The following is a 17310-nucleotide window of genomic DNA, read 5'->3' as shown; positions in this document are numbered from 1 at the left end:
GTTAAAAGGATTTGAAAAGATTGACGGGGTTAATGAGTTTCTTCAGCGCTTCACCAGGTATCCTGTCACCGGTCGCATAGATCTGTGTTAACAGATCCGCACTATTCCAGGTGCCATTTTTTGTTTTTAAGTAACTGACCGCTAATGCAGCGACCCCTGCCACGATGGGCGTTGAAAAACTTGTACCATCATCCGGGGTGATCACCTCTCCGGGACCATAAGACTCGACGCGTTCGCCTGGCGCGTGGATCGTCGTCACATCGTTCAAGGCGGTAATGGGACTAAGGATCCCAGACTCTGTGGTTGCCCCGACAGAAACGAAAGTCTTTAAGTTGGCCGGATAATTAATGATCCTTTGCGATATGCCGCTCGTATTACCGGCCGCCGCGAAAAGCAAAACTTGTTTGTTACCGATCGTATTCCGGATATGTTGGTCGAATGATAAGATTTCTTGAGCCGAAAGATCGAACTCCAGACTAGCCGATATGATCTCAGCGCCTTGTCCGATGGCCCAATCTAGCGCGGTCAACAAATAGTCTTTTTTCAGAAACTCCCGATCCACACTTGTTTTAGCGATCAGCAATTCGCAGCCAGGCGCGATGCCGACAACCGAAGCTTTGGTGTTCGCTGCCCCGATCAGCGAGGCGCAGCGCGTACCGTGTCTTACCTTGCTCTCATCATTGATCTTTAACGAAGTAGCTGAATATTCAGGACCAGTGATCACGATCCGGGTATCTGCTGCCGTAATTTTTCCTTTTAAGTCGGCATTGGTCACCGAATAACCCGAATCCAACACCGCCACTTTTACCCCTGACCCTTGCGTACTGTAGTCCTTCCATACCTGCGCGATATTCAAACGATTGAACCAACCATACGTGGTTTTGCCAGCCACCGTCGTAACAGCACCGGGCAGGCCACTTACCCCTCCCGCCCAATAATAGTTATTAGCCGCATCCTTTAACCAGTTCGCGTTCCCTTCATAAGGGTCGCCCGGATACAGCTTACCATCTACCTCGATCTGGCTACCCGGTGCGATATACTGGTAACTCGGTGCGCTCAGTAAAGGCTTACCGACCCGCACATTCAGGTATTTATCTTTGACCGTTACTTTCATCGCTAGCCTACTCTTTGTGTTGCAGGGATCTCCCCGGCCTTCGTTTGCGTATCGTCTTTCTTGGTCGCGGTCGAACTTCGTAGCTTCATGAGCTTGTTCAGCAGATCGAACCAGAATGGTGCACCCAGGGAAATCGCCAAAGCGGTCAATAACCAACCAAGCCAAGTCGTACCATCCGTATTGTCTTTATTGTCCCACCCAAGCCCCAATAGTTCGTTCACCTTGGCCACATCACCATCGCCCTTCACCACTTCCGCTGCTTGGTTATACAAACTATCCCGTACTTTTTGAGAGGCTGCCGGCGTTTGACCATCAGCCACCTGCGGATGTGCCTTGGCATAGTCATTCGCCTGGGCAACCACCTGCGCCCGTAATTTGGGGCTATGTTCCAGTTTTTTAACGATCTTGACCGTATCAATATTAAAGACCGCCGCCATCCCAACGCCAATAACCAATAAAACAAGTTGCGTACACTTCTTATACCAGCCTGTCGTCCTTTCCATCATTTCTTCGAACCACTGCTCTAACAGCATTTTGAATTTGACGACATCGCCCTGCGCATCGATCCAAAGAGATTTGAGATAACTCAGTGTCTGCGTGCAAATAAAGCTATGATCGGTCCAGGCGATCTTACCATCATTCAAGCTTTTGGTGATCAGTGCATTATAAACATCGCCAGGCTGTAACTCACAACCCCGTAACAGGTCCACCATCACCTTGGAAAAGGTCTCTTTGGAGATATAGGCTGGTATCTTTTGTAAAGGCCACCAACCGTCAGACGCCAGGTACTTGATCAAGGGGTGACCATAAAAAGCCTCGCTCAGCAAGGTCGGCTCGGGCACACCGTGTTTCTTTATGATAGCTATTTTATCCTTTTTCCGGGTCTGGTCATTTAACATCCGCCTGATCGCATACTGTAGTAACCTTGCCCTTAGTCCGATATTCGTTGCCACGATCTCTTGCAAAAGCGTACCCAATAAACTATACAATAAATAAATGAAAGTAAGGCCGATCACGACCTCTAATACGGTGTTGTCCAGCATGTGATAAGCATTTATAGCCTGGGTTAATTTTAACCCATTGGTTTTAAGTCGCTTAAAGATAGGAATATATTATTTATAATAATATCACGCTATATAAAATATTTATAAAAAAAATTACCAGTTGGTAGCGTCCGGGAACACATGCGCTCCAAACTGCATAGCTAATGAACCTGTAATTTATTGCTTAACTTTACCCTATGAGCGAACTCCAGCGATTTATAGATGCGCAGGCTTTGATTTACTCTCAAGCTCTCAGCGAGATCCGTAACGGCCGCAAACGCAGCCATTGGATATGGTTCGTTTTTCCCCAGCTTAAGGGTCTCGGCTATAGTCATAATGCTATTTATTATGGCATCGACGACCTGCAGGAAGCCCAGGACTATCTGCAACACCCGATCTTGGGGCAAACGATTGATCGAGATCACGAAGGTCTTGCTTTCATTACCCATTACCGATCCTTTAATTATTATGGGGCACCCTGACGACCTCAAGCTCCAGTCATCGATGACCCTGTTCGCTGCTGTTCCGGCCAGCTACCCGATCTTTCAAACCGTCTTGGACCGATTTTTTGAAGGCCGGCCCGATCAAGTGACCCTCGAACTATTAGGCAAGACTGCGACAAGTTGATCAAATGCCTCCTGCGCTTTTTTCGGATCGGTTCTCAACTCTATGATCAGTTCCTTGACCGCCGGCAAACCTTAGGAAAATATTGGAGTCAAATTAGTAGCCTTTCCAACGCCATGCTATTAATAGCTTAACGAGTTAATCAATACCTATTAATAAGGGCCGGGAATCAAACCAGCCCTTATTAATTCTATGGAATTAACCTAATCAATCAACCTAGCCAAATTTATTTTGATTTTATTTACAGTTTGATCTTTCTTTCTATCTACGATCTTTGCATAAACTTGAGTAGTTTTGATGTGCTTGTGACCAAGCATTTTTGAAACGGTATAAACGTCCGTTCCAAATTCAAGTTGTAAAGTAGCATAAGTATGCCTAAAGCAATGGAATGTAATGTTTTTATCAATGCCAGCTTTTGCAAGCCACCTTACCAGGAAGATCCTGATCGACGAATAAGTGAAACTTTTAAAAACAACTTCATCGCCGTCCTTTCTATTTCCCAATAAGTTAGCGGCATCATCAGATATTGGCATATATTCAGCCACCATTGTTTTTTGTTGGCGATATTGTAAATAGTATTTCCCTGGCCGTCCTCTAAGCTCCGACCATTTCAGCGCTTTTACATCAGAAAATCTTAGGCCGGTCAATGCAGAAAAAATAGCCGCGCGCTTCATTAGATCAGGCTTAATTGGTGTCGATATTAACTTTTGAAGCTCCTCCAATTCCAAACGTTCTTTATGCGTTTCATTGATTTTTATAGGCTTAACCAAAGAGTAAAGATCTTCTATGAGTAACCCCTTACTGAAGGCCTCTTTTAATGCAGAACGAAATTTTACGAAATAATTAGATGCAGTGTTTCTTGAAATTGGTTATTCCCTGAAGCTGATTCCAGGACTACTTAAAAGATATGACCGGAAACCCTCACAGATCGATTCGTTCAGGTCGCAAAATTTTAATCCCTTACTAACAAAGTTTTCAAAATAACGAAAGGTCATAGCCATATTATCTGAGCCTACCTTTTGACGCTTAGTAGTGTATTTTTTGAAAAAATTGAGAAAACTATCTCTCCTAATGGAATCAGATAAAAAACCAAATCTCTTATTTTGCACATCGAGTTGCCGTTTTAGCATCATCCATTCTACTAAAAGTATGGTTTCCTTGTTGTGTATCCGCTCAATTCTATTAGCAGGTTCATTATAGACGAACAATTTTAAATACTCAAACCGCTGAAATTTATCTGTTGATGAATTGAAGATTGGAGGTGAATAGTCCAAATACAAGGATTTTCGGTTTTTAGTTAATGGCTTTTTTCTTATTGCTACCTTTGACATTAGTTCTGATTGAGTAAGAATGGATGAATGCTTTTTTTACTAACATAGGTAAATCTCCCTATATGGAACTTCGCTATGTCGTATCTTTTTATTAGAGTATATATCGCACTTTCAGACATTCCGAACTTTGCATGAAGCTCTCCCATGTTATAACAATCGGTTGTTTTGGGCAATTTACTATTGGGCATGACTAAAAGCTGTCTTGTCTGAAATAGTAAATCAATATCCTTTTTAAGAACTATCGTCTTTCGAATTGAAAGGTTATAGGCGTTCAACTTACCCGTATTTATTAAATGATAGATAAGATTGCGTGACACGCCAAGCAGGAGCGCTACTTTTTGGGTATTTAAGTATTCCACGCCTTGAATATTCTGGATTACTTGTGGAGACAAAATGATCGGCCGCCGCTGTTTTTCTGCTTCTAACTTGTCATTTCTTTGTTTGGCAGCATTGTGCCGTTTATTGCATAGTTTGCCGCAGTATCGCGTAACGGTTGTTTTGGCATCGAATGTTTTTTTACAATGCACACATTTTCTTTTGATCGTGAAGTTTGAACTCATATATTAAATTTTCACAATCTAATCAATGCTTAGCTTATGAAAACTCTAAGTATAGATATCAAGTGTTATTTCCCCTCATTTTTGCGGCGTTTTGTATAGATTAGTGCTGTTTAGTGCCATTTAATCACTGATAGTCACAACGATTTAGATTGACATAAAAATGAGGAACAAATAGTAATATGAGGAACAGATAAGGAACAAAAGAAACAAATTTCAGTAACAAAATACGTAAATATACCAATCAGTTTTATTTGTAACTATCTGAATACATGATGCTTAAGGAAAATAAAATGACGTTTTTACTTTCTGAAATAAATTCACAACTAATTGATTATCAGTTAGTTATTATAGCTACTTGCCGATACAGAACTTACTAAAGATATTCTCCAGCAAATCATCAGTAGTAACAGCGCCTGTAATTTCGCCAAGGTAGTGCAAGGCCTGTTTAATATCCATCGACAAAAAATCCGATGTTACACTGTCCATTCCACTGAGCACTCTTATTAAGGCTTCTTCGGTTTTTTGCAGTGCTTCAAGGTGGCGAATGTTGGTTACCAGTGTTTCATCGCCTGTTAGCTGATCTTTGATGGCTGAGGTATAGATCTTATTTTTCAGCTCATCGATATGCAGTCTTTCTTTGGCAGAAATGGAGAGGAAGTCCGAAAGTCCGGAAGCCCGAAAGTCCGAAAGTGTGGAAGACTGTTCCGGCAAATCTGACTTATTGGCAACTAGCAACATATTAATGCCTGGTTTTTGCAAGCTTTCAATATCTTGCTGTAACTCTTCAATGGTAATTTGCGCCGCATCAAACAAATAGATCAGCAATGCCGACTGGCTGATCTTTTCCATGGTGCGCTGCACTCCTAATTGTTCAATTGCATCTGTAGCCTCGCGAATCCCGGCTGTATCTATCAACCTGAAATTTATTCCCTGTATATTCAGTACTTCCTCGATAGTATCGCGCGTTGTGCCAGGAATGTGGCTTACAATGGCACGTTCCTCGTTTAGTAAAGCATTTAGCAGGGTTGATTTACCTGCATTAGGTCTGCCGGCTATAACCGTATTTACACCCTGTTTTATAGCATTACCCAATTCAAATGAGCGGATCAGGTTGCCGATAACCCTGTTTATTTCGTTGATCAGTTTTTTAAGCTGATCGCGGTTAGCAAATTCAACGTCTTCTTCCGCAAAGTCAAGTTCCAGCTCTATCAGCGAGGCAAATTGCACCAACTGATCGCGCAGGGCCTGCAATTGGTTGCTAAACCCTCCTCTAAGCTGATTTAAAGCTACCTGCTGTGATGCTTTTGAATTAGAAGCAATAAGATCAGCCACGGCCTCGGCTTGTGACAGGTCAAGCTGTCCGTTTAAAAATGCCCTTAAAGTAAACTCCCCCGCCTTTGCAGAACGAGCTCCCTTTTTAATAAGCAGTTTTATGATCGACTCAATAATGTAAGCGGAACCATGGCAGGAGATCTCAACCACATTTTCTCTGGTGTATGATCTGGGCCCAACAAATAATGAAACCAAAACTTCATCTAAAATTATATCGCCATCCGCAATGCTCCCAAAATGAATAGTATGTGATGGTTGTTTAGTAAGATCCTTACCCTTAAAAACGCTGTTGGCTATAGTAATGGCTTCCGGTCCCGAAAGGCGGATTATACCTATGGCGCCGGTTCCGTTTGGTGTAGCAAGTGCAACGATAGTTTGGTTATTAGTCATTGTGTCATTAGTCATTAGATCATTTGCGGTGAAGCAAGCAAAAGAACAGGGCGCAAAGTTCGGCATTTAAAGGGAGTTTTTTGTTGCCCGTATGCCATAAACACCACAGTTCCATAGCAGTGAAAGATATTAAGCAGTATTTTTGTTGCATGGCAAAGGCGGTTCCATACAATTTTGTGCTCGATTATCTTCCGGATAGCATCGTAATAAAATATATGTTTGGCTGGCACTACGTTTATTGGGGTAAAAAATTAATGATTGTTCTCTCCAAAACTCTGAAACGACCTGAGTGGGACGGAATTTGGATAGCAACAGAGCGGGAGCATCACGACGGCCTTTTTAACGATGTGCCGGAACTACAGCCTTTTTTTTTGGACAATGTAGAAAGGGAAAGCAACTGGCTACTGCTCCCTGCCGAAGCGGAAAATTTTGAAACTTCGGCAATAAAAATTTGCGAAATGGTTTCGCATGGCGATACAAGAGTTGGGCGACTTACGAAAAAGAGCCCGATATAAAACTTAATTTATATTCCACTATTACAATAATCCCTACTTTCGCCTTACTATGGTAACCTTTTTTGAAGCTTCGCTCGATACTATTTCTGTGCATCATGTTGGCAACCCGTCAATAAATGAGATGTATTCATTATCTGATAATCCGCTTGAACTGAAGGATGAGATTATTCCTAACCTGCTGATGCAGTATTTTCTAAAGCCTTTTGAAAAAGCGAACGAGGTCTATCACCTCACCCACAGCAGTGGTGATCTTAACCTGAACGAGATCCATCATTTTGTAACCAGGATCTTTGAACAGAAAGAAAAATTCCACGAAGCATCTGAGCTGATTGCTAAGTTTCTTTTTAAGGTAACTACCCATCCTAACATAAAAGGCGGTGAGCTTTACGTCGTGTATTTTAATAAGGTACAGATTGAGGGTAATTTATTGGATGCTATTGGCATCTTTAAATCAGAAAATAAAGAAACCTACCTGAAAGTTTACCCCGATAAAGGCGGTTTCCAGGTTGATTATGAAGAAAATGCCATTAATATAAACAAACTTGATAAAGGTGCGCTAATCTTCAATATCGAGAAGGAGAATGGCTATAAAGTAGTTGTTATAGATAAAAACAATACAGGGCAAGATGCTGCCGTTTACTGGAAGGATGATTTTTTACAGCTAAAGATCCGCAACGACAGCTTTAACCAAACCAGCAATACATTGGGCATTTACAAAAACTTTGTCACCCAAAAGCTGGATGACGAATTTGAAATGAGCAAAGCCGATAAAATAGACCTGCTTAACCGCTCCATGAAATATTTTAAGGAAAAAGACACCTTTGATATGGATGAGTTTACCGGGGAAGTTATCGGCAACCCAAAGGCTATTGAATCATTCAAAACCTTTAAAAGCCAGTACGAACAAGAATTTGACAGCCCCATATCCGATACCTTCGAGATCTCAGACAATGCCGTTAAAAAGCAGGCAAAGGTTTATAAAAGTGTTTTAAAGCTGGATAAAAACTTTCACATCTATATTCATGGTGACAAAGACCTGATTGAAAAAGGTTTTGATGATGGTAAGGCAATGAATTATTATAAAGTTTATTTTAAGGAAGAAGCGTAAGCGTTCCAAAGCGTTCCATTTTTACGACTCAGAAACGGGGTGGAACGCAGTGAAACATATTGATTATCAATAAATTGACGTTTTTTAATTTATTAAATTGTGATAATTAACTGATAATCAGTTTATTTAGTTTTGTACTTTTTAATAACAAGCTTATAATACACTGAATTTCAAAGTGTTTCACACATCGAGACTACTGTTTGAAAAGGGTTTGATGATGGTAAGGCTACGAATTAATTATAACGTGCATTTTAGGGAGGAAACCTAAGATGATTAAATCTTCAGTATTGTAATGGTTCAATTGCGAACGCATAAATTACTTTGGGGTATATTTAAGAAAGAAGACTAAAAATATATTATGTATTTTTGATAAAAGCCCTGGCCTATGACAAGCATACTAGCTTTATTCCCGTTACTGCCGTTGCTAGTTCATGTTGTTGTAGCAGCCTTCATGATTTCCAGAATATCAAGGACTACTATTTTAACAAAAAGACAAAAACTTTTGAATATTATTCTTTGCTTGCGATCCCTTTCGTTTGGTCGGCATTGATATATTATATTCTTAAGAAAGAGCCTGACTATTTCGATAAAAGGAGGCGCATTTCAAACGACTACTATGAAAGTGACTCGGGTTCGTCTATCGATGGAGGAAGCCACTGTGGTCATGGAGGAGGTCATTAAGTCGTTGATAAGTATTTAATACTCATTGCATCCACAATTTTGACCCAAATCAAAACTTCTCCTCTATCCCCAGCCCAAACAAAGCAAAATCGTACTTAACCGGATCAGCCGGATCAAATTCTCTTAACCGTCCGGTTAGCTCCATAGCAGTTTGCCAGTCAGTTTGTTTGCGGGTGATGAGGTTGAGTTTGCGAGCTACCCTATCCACGTGCAAATCACAGGGAACTATCAATTCTGATGGCTTAATGTGATTCCAGATGCCGAAATCAACTCCGCAATTGTCCTTGCGCACCATCCAGCGTAAAAACATATTTAACCGTTTGCAGGTTGATTTCTGTGATGGCGAGGAAATATGCTTTTTAGTGCGGTGCGGAAAATCCGGCAAAGAAAAAAAATAGCTTCTAAAATAATTCAGATACTTCTCAATTGGTTCTTCACCATCTAACTCCCCCTTTAGGGGGCCGGGGGGCAAAAACGCCGATTCCAGTGATTCATTATTTCCATAATGATACCTGAAAAATGATATAAAATACAAAGTATCGATATCATTAAAGGTTCGGTGTTTAAAATGCAGCAGCTTTTTCAGGTCAGGTTCTTCATGATTCATAATAAAATCATATGGCGCGCCATCCATCAGCATAATTAATTCTTTACACTTATTTATGATGGTTACCCGTTGCCCCCAGGCCAATACCGCAGCCCACAAACCCATAATTTCAATATCCTGCTTTTGGGTAAACATATGCGGGATGGAAACCGGATCGTTCTTTATAAAATCAGGCTGGTTGTATTGGGATACTTTTGAGTCGAGGAAGGCCTTTATGTTTTCGATCATATATTGTCAGAGAGTCAAGAAATCAAGAGTCAGGAAGCAAGATAAAAATCAGTTCATTTCTTGACTCTTGCTTCTTGACTTCTTGCTTCTTTTATGAAAGCGCCTGTTTCAAATCCTCCAGCAAATCATCCACATCCTCCACTCCTACGCTTAAACGCAGCAGGTTATCAACCACGCCAACTTTCTCACGCTCTTCCTTAGGGATAGAACCATGTGTCATGCTAACAGGGTGATTGATCAGTGATTCAACACCGCCTAATGATTCGGCCAGTGCGAATACTTTAAATGACGATGCAATACGGAAAGTTTCCTGCAGATCGGCATCTTTAAGCACAATAGAGATCATTCCACCAAAATCGCGCATTTGTTTTTTGGCAATGTCGTGGTTTGGATGATCTTTAAAACCCGGCCAATAGATCTTCTCTACTTTAGGGTGAGTCTTTAAAAAGGAAGCTATTACACGGCCATTTTCGCAATGCGCTTTCATACGCAGGTGCAGGGTTTTAATACCACGTAGTACTAAAAAGCTATCCATTGGCCCCGGCGTGGCACCGCAGGCGTTATAAATAAACCAAAGTTTTTTATACAACTCTTCATCATTCAGCATCAAAGCGCCCATCACCACATCGCTATGGCCGCCAATGTATTTGGTTACCGAGTGCATTACTATATCGGCTCCCAGATCAATTGGGTTTTGCAGATAAGGCGATGCAAAGGTATTATCAACCGTAAGCAGGATCTCCTTTTCTTTGCTGATCTTAGCAATTGCCGCAATATCAATAATCTGCATAGTTGGATTGGTGGGTGTTTCAATCCAGATCAGCTTTGTATTTTCATTAGCATATTCCCTAACGATCTCCGGATCGGAAAGATTCAGGAAATGAAATTTAATGCCATAATTTGCAAAGATTTTGGTAAACATCCGGTATGACCCACCGTAAAGGTCATTACCAGTAATCACTTCATCACCTGGCTTTAACAATTTCATCACTGCATCCGTAGCACCCATCCCGCTCGAAAAAGCCAGGCCGAATTGGGCATTTTCCAATGCAGCCAAACAGTTTTCCAAAGCCTTCCGGGTTGGGTTGGTGCCGCGTGAATACTCATACCCCTTATTATCCCCCGGCGATTTTTGCCAGTAGGTTGATGTTTGGTATATCGGTGTCATCACCGCCCCTGTTGTAGGATCAGGCTCTTGCCCTGCGTGTATAGCTTTTGTTGCGAATTTCATGCGTGTGTGCTTTAGCACAGTCCATGGTCGATAGTCCATGGACCATAGTATAAAATAAACTATCATAGCTATGGACTATCGACCATGGACTATGGACTTTTTCTTAGTACGCCCTTGCAAACAGAACTCTTTGTTTACTTGGCCTTCCTGTTAAAATACATTTGCCTTCTTCTTGTTTATTATCCAAAGGAATACATCTTATTGTAGCCTTAGTTTCATCCTTTATCTGTTGCTCAGTTTCAGGCGTGCCATCCCAATGAGCTGAAAGGAAGCCGGGTTCCTCATCCAGCATGCGTTTAAACTCATCGTAGGTATCAACCTCAGTAGTATTCTCTGTTCTGAACTTTAAAGCTTTTTGATAGATATTCTGCTGAATTTCTTCCAGCAAGCCTTCAATATGCGTTGCTAAACCTTCCTGGTTCACCGTTTCTTTTGTTTTAGTATCACGGCGCGCCAGCTCAACCGTTCCATTTTGCATATCGCGGCTGCCAATGGCTACACGCAAAGGCACACCTTTAAGCTCGTATTCGGCAAATTTAGCTCCCGGGCGGTGCGTATCGCGATTATCAAACTTAACCGAAATACCTTTGGCCTTTAACTCTTTGGTAAGGCCCTTTACAAAACCTGATATATTTTCAAGCTCCTCATCGTGCTTATAAATAGGCACAACAACAACCTGTATCGGTGCCAGTTTGGGCGGTAATACCAGTCCTGCATCATCAGAGTGGGCCATAATAAGCGCACCGATCAACCGGGTTGATACACCCCATGAGGTAGCCCAAACGTAATCGAGCTTATTTTCTTTATTGGTAAATTTCACATCAAAGGCTTTAGCAAAATTTTGCCCCAAAAAATGTGAGGTCCCGGCTTGCAAAGCTTTACCATCCTGCATCAACGCTTCAATACAATAGGTATCTAATGCACCTGCAAAGCGCTCATTTGGGGTTTTTTTACCTTTTACCACGGGCAGGCCCATCCAGTTTTCGGCAAAGTCAGCATAAACACCAAGCATTTGTTCGGTTTCGGCAATGGCTTCATCAGCAGTACCATGAGCCGTATGCCCCTCTTGCCATAAAAACTCGGTTGTGCGTAAAAACAAACGGGTACGCATTTCCCAGCGTACCACATTGGCCCATTGGTTAACCAATATCGGCAGGTCGCGGTACGACTGGATCCATCCTTTGTAAGTGTTCCATATAATGGTTTCTGATGTCGGGCGTAATATCAGCTCTTCTTCAAGCTTAGCTGTTTCATCAACCACAACTTGTCCGTTCTCGTCAGTTTTTAAACGATAATGGGTCACAACAGCACATTCCTTGGCAAACCCTTCAACGTGACTGGCTTCTTTGGAGAAAAAGGATTTTGGGATCATCATGGGGAAATAAGCATTAACATGCCCTGTTTCTTTAAACATGCCATCAAGTACAGCCTGCATTTTTTCCCATATTGAATAACCATACGGCTTAATGATCATGCATCCTTTAACCGGTGAATACTCGGCCATATCAGCTTTTATCACCAGGTCATTATACCATTGCGAATAATCTTCGTCCTTACTTACAACCCCTTTGCTACTTACAACCCCTTTGCTCATATTAATATTTGAAATAGATTTTTTAAATTGTTATGGACGTCAAATTTATAAATTAAACTATGATTTATTGGATTATTTAGATTGAAGGATTATAAAAATATAGTAAAACAAAACCCCGCCTATACTTTAAGCAGGGTTTTATTTTTATCCAATTCCGAAATCGAACTTCCGAAATCCGAAATCAACTAGTCTTCGTTAACAAACGAACGCAACATCCAGGTATTTTTTTCCTTGAACTGCATAAAACGGTTTATCATATCGTTGGTGCCGTCATCACCTGCTTCCGCCGTAATCTCTAAAATTGCACGTTCCATTTTTATTAATGTGGCCATATCTTCAATAATGGCTTTAACCATAGTGGTGTCTTTTAAACCGATGGTGTCAATTTCCTTTATTTTGGCTTTTTTAATATAATCGTCAAAAGTGCTATATGGCGGTTTGCCAAGGGTTAAGATCCTTTCAGCAAGCTCATCAATTGTTGTAAGGGCGGCAGTGTAAAGCTCTTCGAATTTAATATGTAGGGTAAAAAAACTTTTGCCTTTAACGTTCCAGTGACAACCACGTACTTTTTGATAATGGATATGGTAATTAGCTAAAAGCTCATTTAAATGATCCACTACCGGTTTTTCTTTTGACTCCTTAAGGCTTATTTTTTCTGCTTTCATAGTATTGTTGTGTTTTTGATTTGTGTAAATATGGGGTCGATTGTTTATCATGCAAAAATAACTATCCCCGTTATTTATAGCCATATTTGCATACAATATGACACTATTGCCACATATAAGCGAACAATTTGCAGGAACAATCTGGCGCATGGAAATTGACGGGTTAAGTGAAACGCTTTTTGTTGAAATAAGGAATAACGAAGAAAAAAAAGTCTATTTTGGGTCAATAGATCTGGATAGCGGCAAAGTGTATTTTAAGAATGTGGTTACGCCCGAACGGTGGCTCACCGGTATTGAAGCGGCTTATGATGGTGTATTACTCATTCATTATTATCAAACTGAAACCGGCCCTGCCCATAAGGGCTTACTGGCCATAGATGCATTTACCGGCAAAACGTTGTGGAGTAATTTTACTTATGGATTTGACCACTTAAGTGTTAACGGCCCCATTGTTTATGATACACGCATGCAGTCGCGCAAATTATTTTTGGCTGATATTAAAACAGGAACAACTACACGCATTTATGAGCCTTATGTTTATAAGGACTTTGAAAATAACATTATCGTGCCTGAACAATTGACGCCTCAACTTCTGCCCGCTGATCTTATCACTATCCACCCTTATGGAAATTGGGTACATTACCTTGAATACAATAATTTTAGAATTGTATCTTTGCACGCGTTAAAGAAAGGGCGCCTGATCCAGGAGCTTTATGTATTTGACGGAGGAAATATGATTTACGAAGATTTATTAAACGCCGACATACAAAAAATTCAACCGGAGGCGTTTATATTGCATAAAAACAATTTAATTTACATAAAAAATAAGACTGAACTGAAAGTTTTATCCCTATAGATTATTGATCCAAAGTTCATTATGAAATTTAAGATTCTATTATTAACCGTATCGTTATTTACACTTTCTGTATCATTATTTGCTAACCCCATTATTGATTCAATAGGCGTAAAAAACAACGACGGCAAAAAAATGATTTTGTTTAAAGTTAAATCCGGTGATACCTATTATTCAATTGGCCACCGTTATAACATAAAACCCCAGGTATTAATGAAATTTAATGGCAGCAAAAAAGAAACATTGTCATTAGGTAAAATTGTAAACGTACCAACCGACATTCCTTATAAAAAGAGCAAAAAAGCTTCCGAAGAAGCTTCGGTAAAAGAAACTAAAAAAGAGAAAAAAGCCAGACTGGCAAACGAGGCTAAAGCGGAAGAGGCAAGCCATAAAAAACACAAGGAAAGTGATAGTGTAGCTTCCAATCCTGCACCCGAACAACCCGCACAGGAAAATACAGCAGCACAACAGTCAACCCAGGTTGCACAACAACCTGTAGCCCAGCAACCTGTACAAGAAGACAACACTCCGCCAACACAATACAAAGTATCTGCAGGAGAAACCTTGTATGCTATAGCCAAACGTTTTAATACTAATGTTGATGCTATTACTAAGCTTAATAGCTTAACCTCGACCAGCCTGCAACCTGGTCAAATTATTTTAGTAAAGCCTTCAACCGGGCAGCAGCAACCACAGCAGGCAGTACAACAAACTGTGCAGCAAGCTACAAACCCTGATACACAGCATATAGTAGCTACGCGGGATTCAAATTTGGCACCGTCAATTTCAAAAGACAGCAGCAACCATTTAAATGCAAATAAGTATGGGCTTTATGAAAAAAATGAAAAAGGTGTAGCAAGCTGGATTGATGACCCCAGCCTTGACCCTAACAAAAAACTGGTGCTTCACCGCACAGCCCCTATTGGCACTGTTATAAAAATTACTAACCCAATGACTAACCGTACTACTTTTGCAAAAGTAGTTGGCCGTTTTACAGATAATGAATCAACAAAAGATGTTATTTTAGTAATGACAAAAAATGTTGCCGACTCATTAGGCGCTTTAGATAAACGCTTTCATGTAAATATCAGCTACGGTAGCCCGAATGAATAAACCATATATCCTTGGTATTGCCGGAGGCAGCGGATCCGGCAAAACTTTTTTTTTGAAGTGTTTTTTGGAGCATTTTTCTACCGATGAGGTATGCCTTGTTTCGCAGGATGATTATTATTTCCCGGTGGCTCATAACATGACCAAAGAAGAAAATATACTCTACAATTTCGATCTCCCATCAACCATTGATCACGACCATTTTGAGGCTGATATTGAAAGCCTGATGAATGGGCAAACTATATTAAAAAAAGAATATACTTTTAATAATGCCGTTGCTGTGCCTAAAATGCTGGAGATAAAGCCAGCTCCAATTTTAATTGTAGAAGGCCTGTTTATCCTGCATTTTAAAAAGATCTCTGAGACACTTGATCTGAAGATCTTTATTGAAGCCGATAATGATATAGCCCTTCAGCGCCGTTTGAAACGCGACCTGATTGAACGCGGCTACTCGCATGATGGTGTTATGTATAAATGGATAAACCATGTTGTACCGGCATACAAAGAGTTTTTGCTGCCCTACCGGGATGAATGCGACAAAGTTATTGTAAACAATAGCCACAAAGCCGAAGACATTATTTGCGTAACGGAAGAGATTTCGAAAGATTTGAGAGAGAAGTTGTTCTAAGAGGTCGATAGACGATAGTCCATAGACCATAGTTAAATTTCTTTCAAATCAATTCAAAACTATGGTCTATCGACTATGGACCATGGACTAAATAACCATCTCCGGCACATCGCCATCAATTACCAGCTTCCCGGCTGTTGCTTTTATAATTTCTTCAACACTTACGCCTGGTGCGCGCTCCAGTAATTTAAATCCGCCTTCGGGCAATACATCAAGCACGGCTAACTCCGTCACTATTTTTTTAACGCAGTTAACGCCGGTTAACGGTAATGTACATTGGGGTAAAAGTTTTGATTCTCCTACCCTGTTTATATGCTGCATGGCTACAATAATATTCTCCGCTGACGCCACAAGATCCATCGCTCCGCCCATTCCTTTAACCATTTTCCCGGGGATCTTCCAGTTAGCAATATCGCCATTTTCAGATACTTCCATGGCACCCAATATGGTAAGGTTTACCTTTTTAGCCCTGATCATACCAAAGCTCATAGCCGAGTCAAAAATAGCTGAACCAGGCAGCATGGTTATGGTTTGTTTACCTGCGTTTATAATATCCGCATCTTCCTCACCCTCAAAAGGAAATGGCCCCATACCCAGCAATCCGTTTTCAGATTGCAGTACCACATCAATATTTGCGGGTATGTAATTGGCTACCAGCGTTGGAATGCCTATACCAAGATTTACATAGTAACCGTCTTTTATTTCCTTAGCAATTCGTTTTGCTATTCCTTCTTTGTCTAACATTTACCTTTATATAAAATTCATTAAACCACCACGTCATTGCGAGGAACGAAGCAACCTCTTCAAAGGACAATCACGGACCTTAATTTTTTCGGTAACCTAAAATATTAAAAAACATTTTGGTCGCCACTTGGCCTATTTCTTTTTGATTTGCGAGTGCAGAGTTTGCTTCGTTCCTCGCAATGACGCCTCGTTTATTGTCGCTTTCTTACCGTTCTTTGTTCAATCCTTTTTTCATAATTCACACCCTGAAAAATCCTATGCACATAAATCCCCGGAGTATGTACATGATCCGGATCAATTTCGCCGGGCTGTACCAGTTCCTCAACTTCTGCAATGGTGATCTTTCCAGCCGTGGCCATAACTGCATTAAAATTACGCGCAGTTGCCCGGTATACCAAATTCCCCATCGTATCGCCTTTCCAGGCTTTTACTATGGCAAAATCGGCTTCAAAAGCTAATTCCATTAAATAGTCTTTCCCATTAAAATTTCGCACCTCTTTACCTATGGCAACTTCAGTGCCTATCCCTGCCGGGGTAAAAATTGCAGGCATACCATACCCGGCTGCCATACAACGGGTTGCCAGGGTGCCCTGTGGTATCAGCTCGACTTCCAGCTCTCCGCTTAGTAGCTGCCGTTCAAACTCTGCATTCTCTCCTACGTATGATGAGATCATTTTTTTAACCTGCCGCTTTTTAAGCATCAGGCCTATGCCAAAATCGTCCACACCTGCATTGTTAGAGATGCAGGTAAGATCTTTCACGCCTTTTTTAACTAATGCTGCTATGCAATTTTCGGGCAATCCACTCATGCCAAACCCACCAAGCATTAAGGTCATCCCATCCTGAATGTCATGGATCGCTTCATCGGCCCCACTAACTGTTTTATTCATGTTTTATAATTGGTGGCGCAAAATTAGTCATTTTAGTTCATGGTTGATACCTAAAATCAGGT

19 protein-coding genes are annotated in these 17310 nt (G+C 40.9%); 7 read left to right on the top strand and 12 right to left on the bottom strand.

All coding sequences use genetic code 11. The features are described 5' to 3' along the window. Window position 1 precedes the first annotated feature (1 nt). Together JWQ54_RS23965 and JWQ54_RS23960 are read right to left on the bottom strand one after the other, a co-directional pair. Window positions 2–1114, bottom strand: coding sequence for a S8 family serine peptidase (locus JWQ54_RS23965; RefSeq protein WP_299590138.1), 1113 nt, complete (start codon window positions 1112–1114; stop codon window positions 2–4). Window positions 1115–1116: 2 nt separating this feature from the next. Further along, window positions 1117–2157 carry a hypothetical protein gene (locus JWQ54_RS23960; RefSeq protein ID WP_299590137.1) on the bottom strand — a complete coding sequence of 347 codons (1041 nt, stop codon included), beginning with the start codon at window positions 2155–2157 and terminating at the stop codon, window positions 1117–1119. Window positions 2158–2354: 197 nt separating this feature from the next. Between JWQ54_RS23960 and JWQ54_RS23955 the strand changes: the two genes are divergently transcribed. Both JWQ54_RS23955 and JWQ54_RS23950 read left to right on the top strand, forming a co-directional pair. Beyond that, window positions 2355–2639, top strand: coding sequence for a DUF1810 family protein (locus JWQ54_RS23955; RefSeq protein ID WP_299590136.1), 285 nt, complete (start codon window positions 2355–2357; stop codon window positions 2637–2639). Then, window positions 2626–2784: a DUF1810 family protein gene (locus JWQ54_RS23950; RefSeq protein ID WP_367187132.1), complete on the top strand. Its 159-nt coding sequence runs from the start codon at window positions 2626–2628 to the stop codon at window positions 2782–2784. The genes JWQ54_RS23955 and JWQ54_RS23950 overlap by 14 nt, the downstream gene beginning before the upstream one ends. Window positions 2785–2984: 200 nt before the next feature. Here the strand turns inward: JWQ54_RS23950 and JWQ54_RS23945 are convergent, their stop codons facing one another. From JWQ54_RS23945 to mnmE, 4 genes are all read right to left on the bottom strand, one after another. Further along, window positions 2985–3551 carry a site-specific integrase gene (locus JWQ54_RS23945; RefSeq protein ID WP_299590134.1) on the bottom strand — a complete coding sequence of 189 codons (567 nt, stop codon included), beginning with the start codon at window positions 3549–3551 and terminating at the stop codon, window positions 2985–2987. Between the two features lie 99 nt (window positions 3552–3650). Beyond that, window positions 3651–3911, bottom strand: coding sequence for a phage integrase SAM-like domain-containing protein (locus JWQ54_RS29250; protein ID WP_367187134.1), 261 nt, complete (start codon window positions 3909–3911; stop codon window positions 3651–3653). Between the two features lie 200 nt (window positions 3912–4111). Next, complete coding sequence (locus JWQ54_RS23940; protein WP_299590133.1) at window positions 4112–4672, bottom strand: helix-turn-helix domain-containing protein; 561 nt, start codon at window positions 4670–4672, stop codon at window positions 4112–4114. 351 nt (window positions 4673–5023) lie between these two features. After that, window positions 5024–6394, bottom strand: a complete 1371-nt coding sequence (mnmE, locus tag JWQ54_RS23935) for a tRNA uridine-5-carboxymethylaminomethyl(34) synthesis GTPase MnmE (RefSeq protein WP_299590132.1) — start codon at window positions 6392–6394, stop codon at window positions 5024–5026. A gap of 149 nt (window positions 6395–6543) precedes the next feature. On the opposite strand from mnmE, the gene JWQ54_RS23930 reads away from it, so the two are divergent. Both JWQ54_RS23930 and JWQ54_RS23925 read left to right on the top strand, forming a co-directional pair. After that, window positions 6544–6909, top strand: a complete 366-nt coding sequence (locus JWQ54_RS23930) for a hypothetical protein (RefSeq protein ID WP_299590131.1) — start codon at window positions 6544–6546, stop codon at window positions 6907–6909. A gap of 49 nt (window positions 6910–6958) precedes the next feature. Further along, window positions 6959–8017: a nucleoid-associated protein gene (locus JWQ54_RS23925; RefSeq protein ID WP_299590130.1), complete on the top strand. Its 1059-nt coding sequence runs from the start codon at window positions 6959–6961 to the stop codon at window positions 8015–8017. Window positions 8018–8747: 730 nt separating this feature from the next. On the opposite strand, the gene JWQ54_RS23920 is transcribed toward JWQ54_RS23925, so the two are convergent. The 4 genes from JWQ54_RS23920 to JWQ54_RS23905 form a co-directional block, all read right to left on the bottom strand. Next, window positions 8748–9533: a TIGR02757 family protein gene (locus JWQ54_RS23920; RefSeq protein WP_299590129.1), complete on the bottom strand. Its 786-nt coding sequence runs from the start codon at window positions 9531–9533 to the stop codon at window positions 8748–8750. 91 nt (window positions 9534–9624) lie between these two features. Then, window positions 9625–10764 carry a cystathionine gamma-synthase gene (locus JWQ54_RS23915; protein ID WP_299590128.1) on the bottom strand — a complete coding sequence of 380 codons (1140 nt, stop codon included), beginning with the start codon at window positions 10762–10764 and terminating at the stop codon, window positions 9625–9627. A gap of 103 nt (window positions 10765–10867) precedes the next feature. Continuing rightward, complete coding sequence (gene proS, locus JWQ54_RS23910; RefSeq protein WP_299590127.1) at window positions 10868–12358, bottom strand: proline--tRNA ligase; 1491 nt, start codon at window positions 12356–12358, stop codon at window positions 10868–10870. Between the two features lie 185 nt (window positions 12359–12543). Then, window positions 12544–13023: a DNA starvation/stationary phase protection protein gene (locus tag JWQ54_RS23905; RefSeq protein WP_299590125.1), complete on the bottom strand. Its 480-nt coding sequence runs from the start codon at window positions 13021–13023 to the stop codon at window positions 12544–12546. A 97-nt stretch (window positions 13024–13120) separates the two neighbouring features. On the opposite strand from JWQ54_RS23905, the gene JWQ54_RS23900 reads away from it, so the two are divergent. Genes JWQ54_RS23900 through JWQ54_RS23890 form a run of 3 tightly spaced genes read left to right on the top strand, consistent with a single transcriptional unit; the run spans window position 13121 to window position 15614 of the window. Beyond that, window positions 13121–13879: a DUF4905 domain-containing protein gene (locus tag JWQ54_RS23900; RefSeq protein WP_299590124.1), complete on the top strand. Its 759-nt coding sequence runs from the start codon at window positions 13121–13123 to the stop codon at window positions 13877–13879. 21 nt (window positions 13880–13900) lie between these two features. After that, window positions 13901–14989 carry a LysM peptidoglycan-binding domain-containing protein gene (locus tag JWQ54_RS23895; RefSeq protein ID WP_299590123.1) on the top strand — a complete coding sequence of 363 codons (1089 nt, stop codon included), beginning with the start codon at window positions 13901–13903 and terminating at the stop codon, window positions 14987–14989. Next, a complete protein-coding gene (locus tag JWQ54_RS23890) occupies window positions 14982–15614 on the top strand; it encodes a uridine kinase (RefSeq protein WP_299590121.1) in 633 nt (210 codons plus the stop codon). The genes JWQ54_RS23895 and JWQ54_RS23890 overlap by 8 nt, the downstream gene beginning before the upstream one ends. 87 nt (window positions 15615–15701) lie before the next feature. Here JWQ54_RS23890 and JWQ54_RS23885 read toward each other — a convergent pair whose 3' ends face one another. After that, window positions 15702–16358 (bottom strand): 3-oxoacid CoA-transferase subunit B, encoded by a 657-nt coding sequence (locus JWQ54_RS23885; RefSeq protein ID WP_299590120.1) that lies wholly within the window; start codon window positions 16356–16358, stop codon window positions 15702–15704. A gap of 191 nt (window positions 16359–16549) precedes the next feature. Continuing rightward, complete coding sequence (locus JWQ54_RS23880; protein ID WP_299590118.1) at window positions 16550–17248, bottom strand: CoA transferase subunit A; 699 nt, start codon at window positions 17246–17248, stop codon at window positions 16550–16552. Window positions 17249–17310 lie beyond the last annotated feature (62 nt).

The organism is Mucilaginibacter sp. (genome assembly GCF_028288225.1).
Lineage (GTDB): Bacteria > Bacteroidota > Bacteroidia > Sphingobacteriales > Sphingobacteriaceae > Mucilaginibacter.
This window is presented reverse-complemented; position numbering and strand designations above follow the sequence as displayed.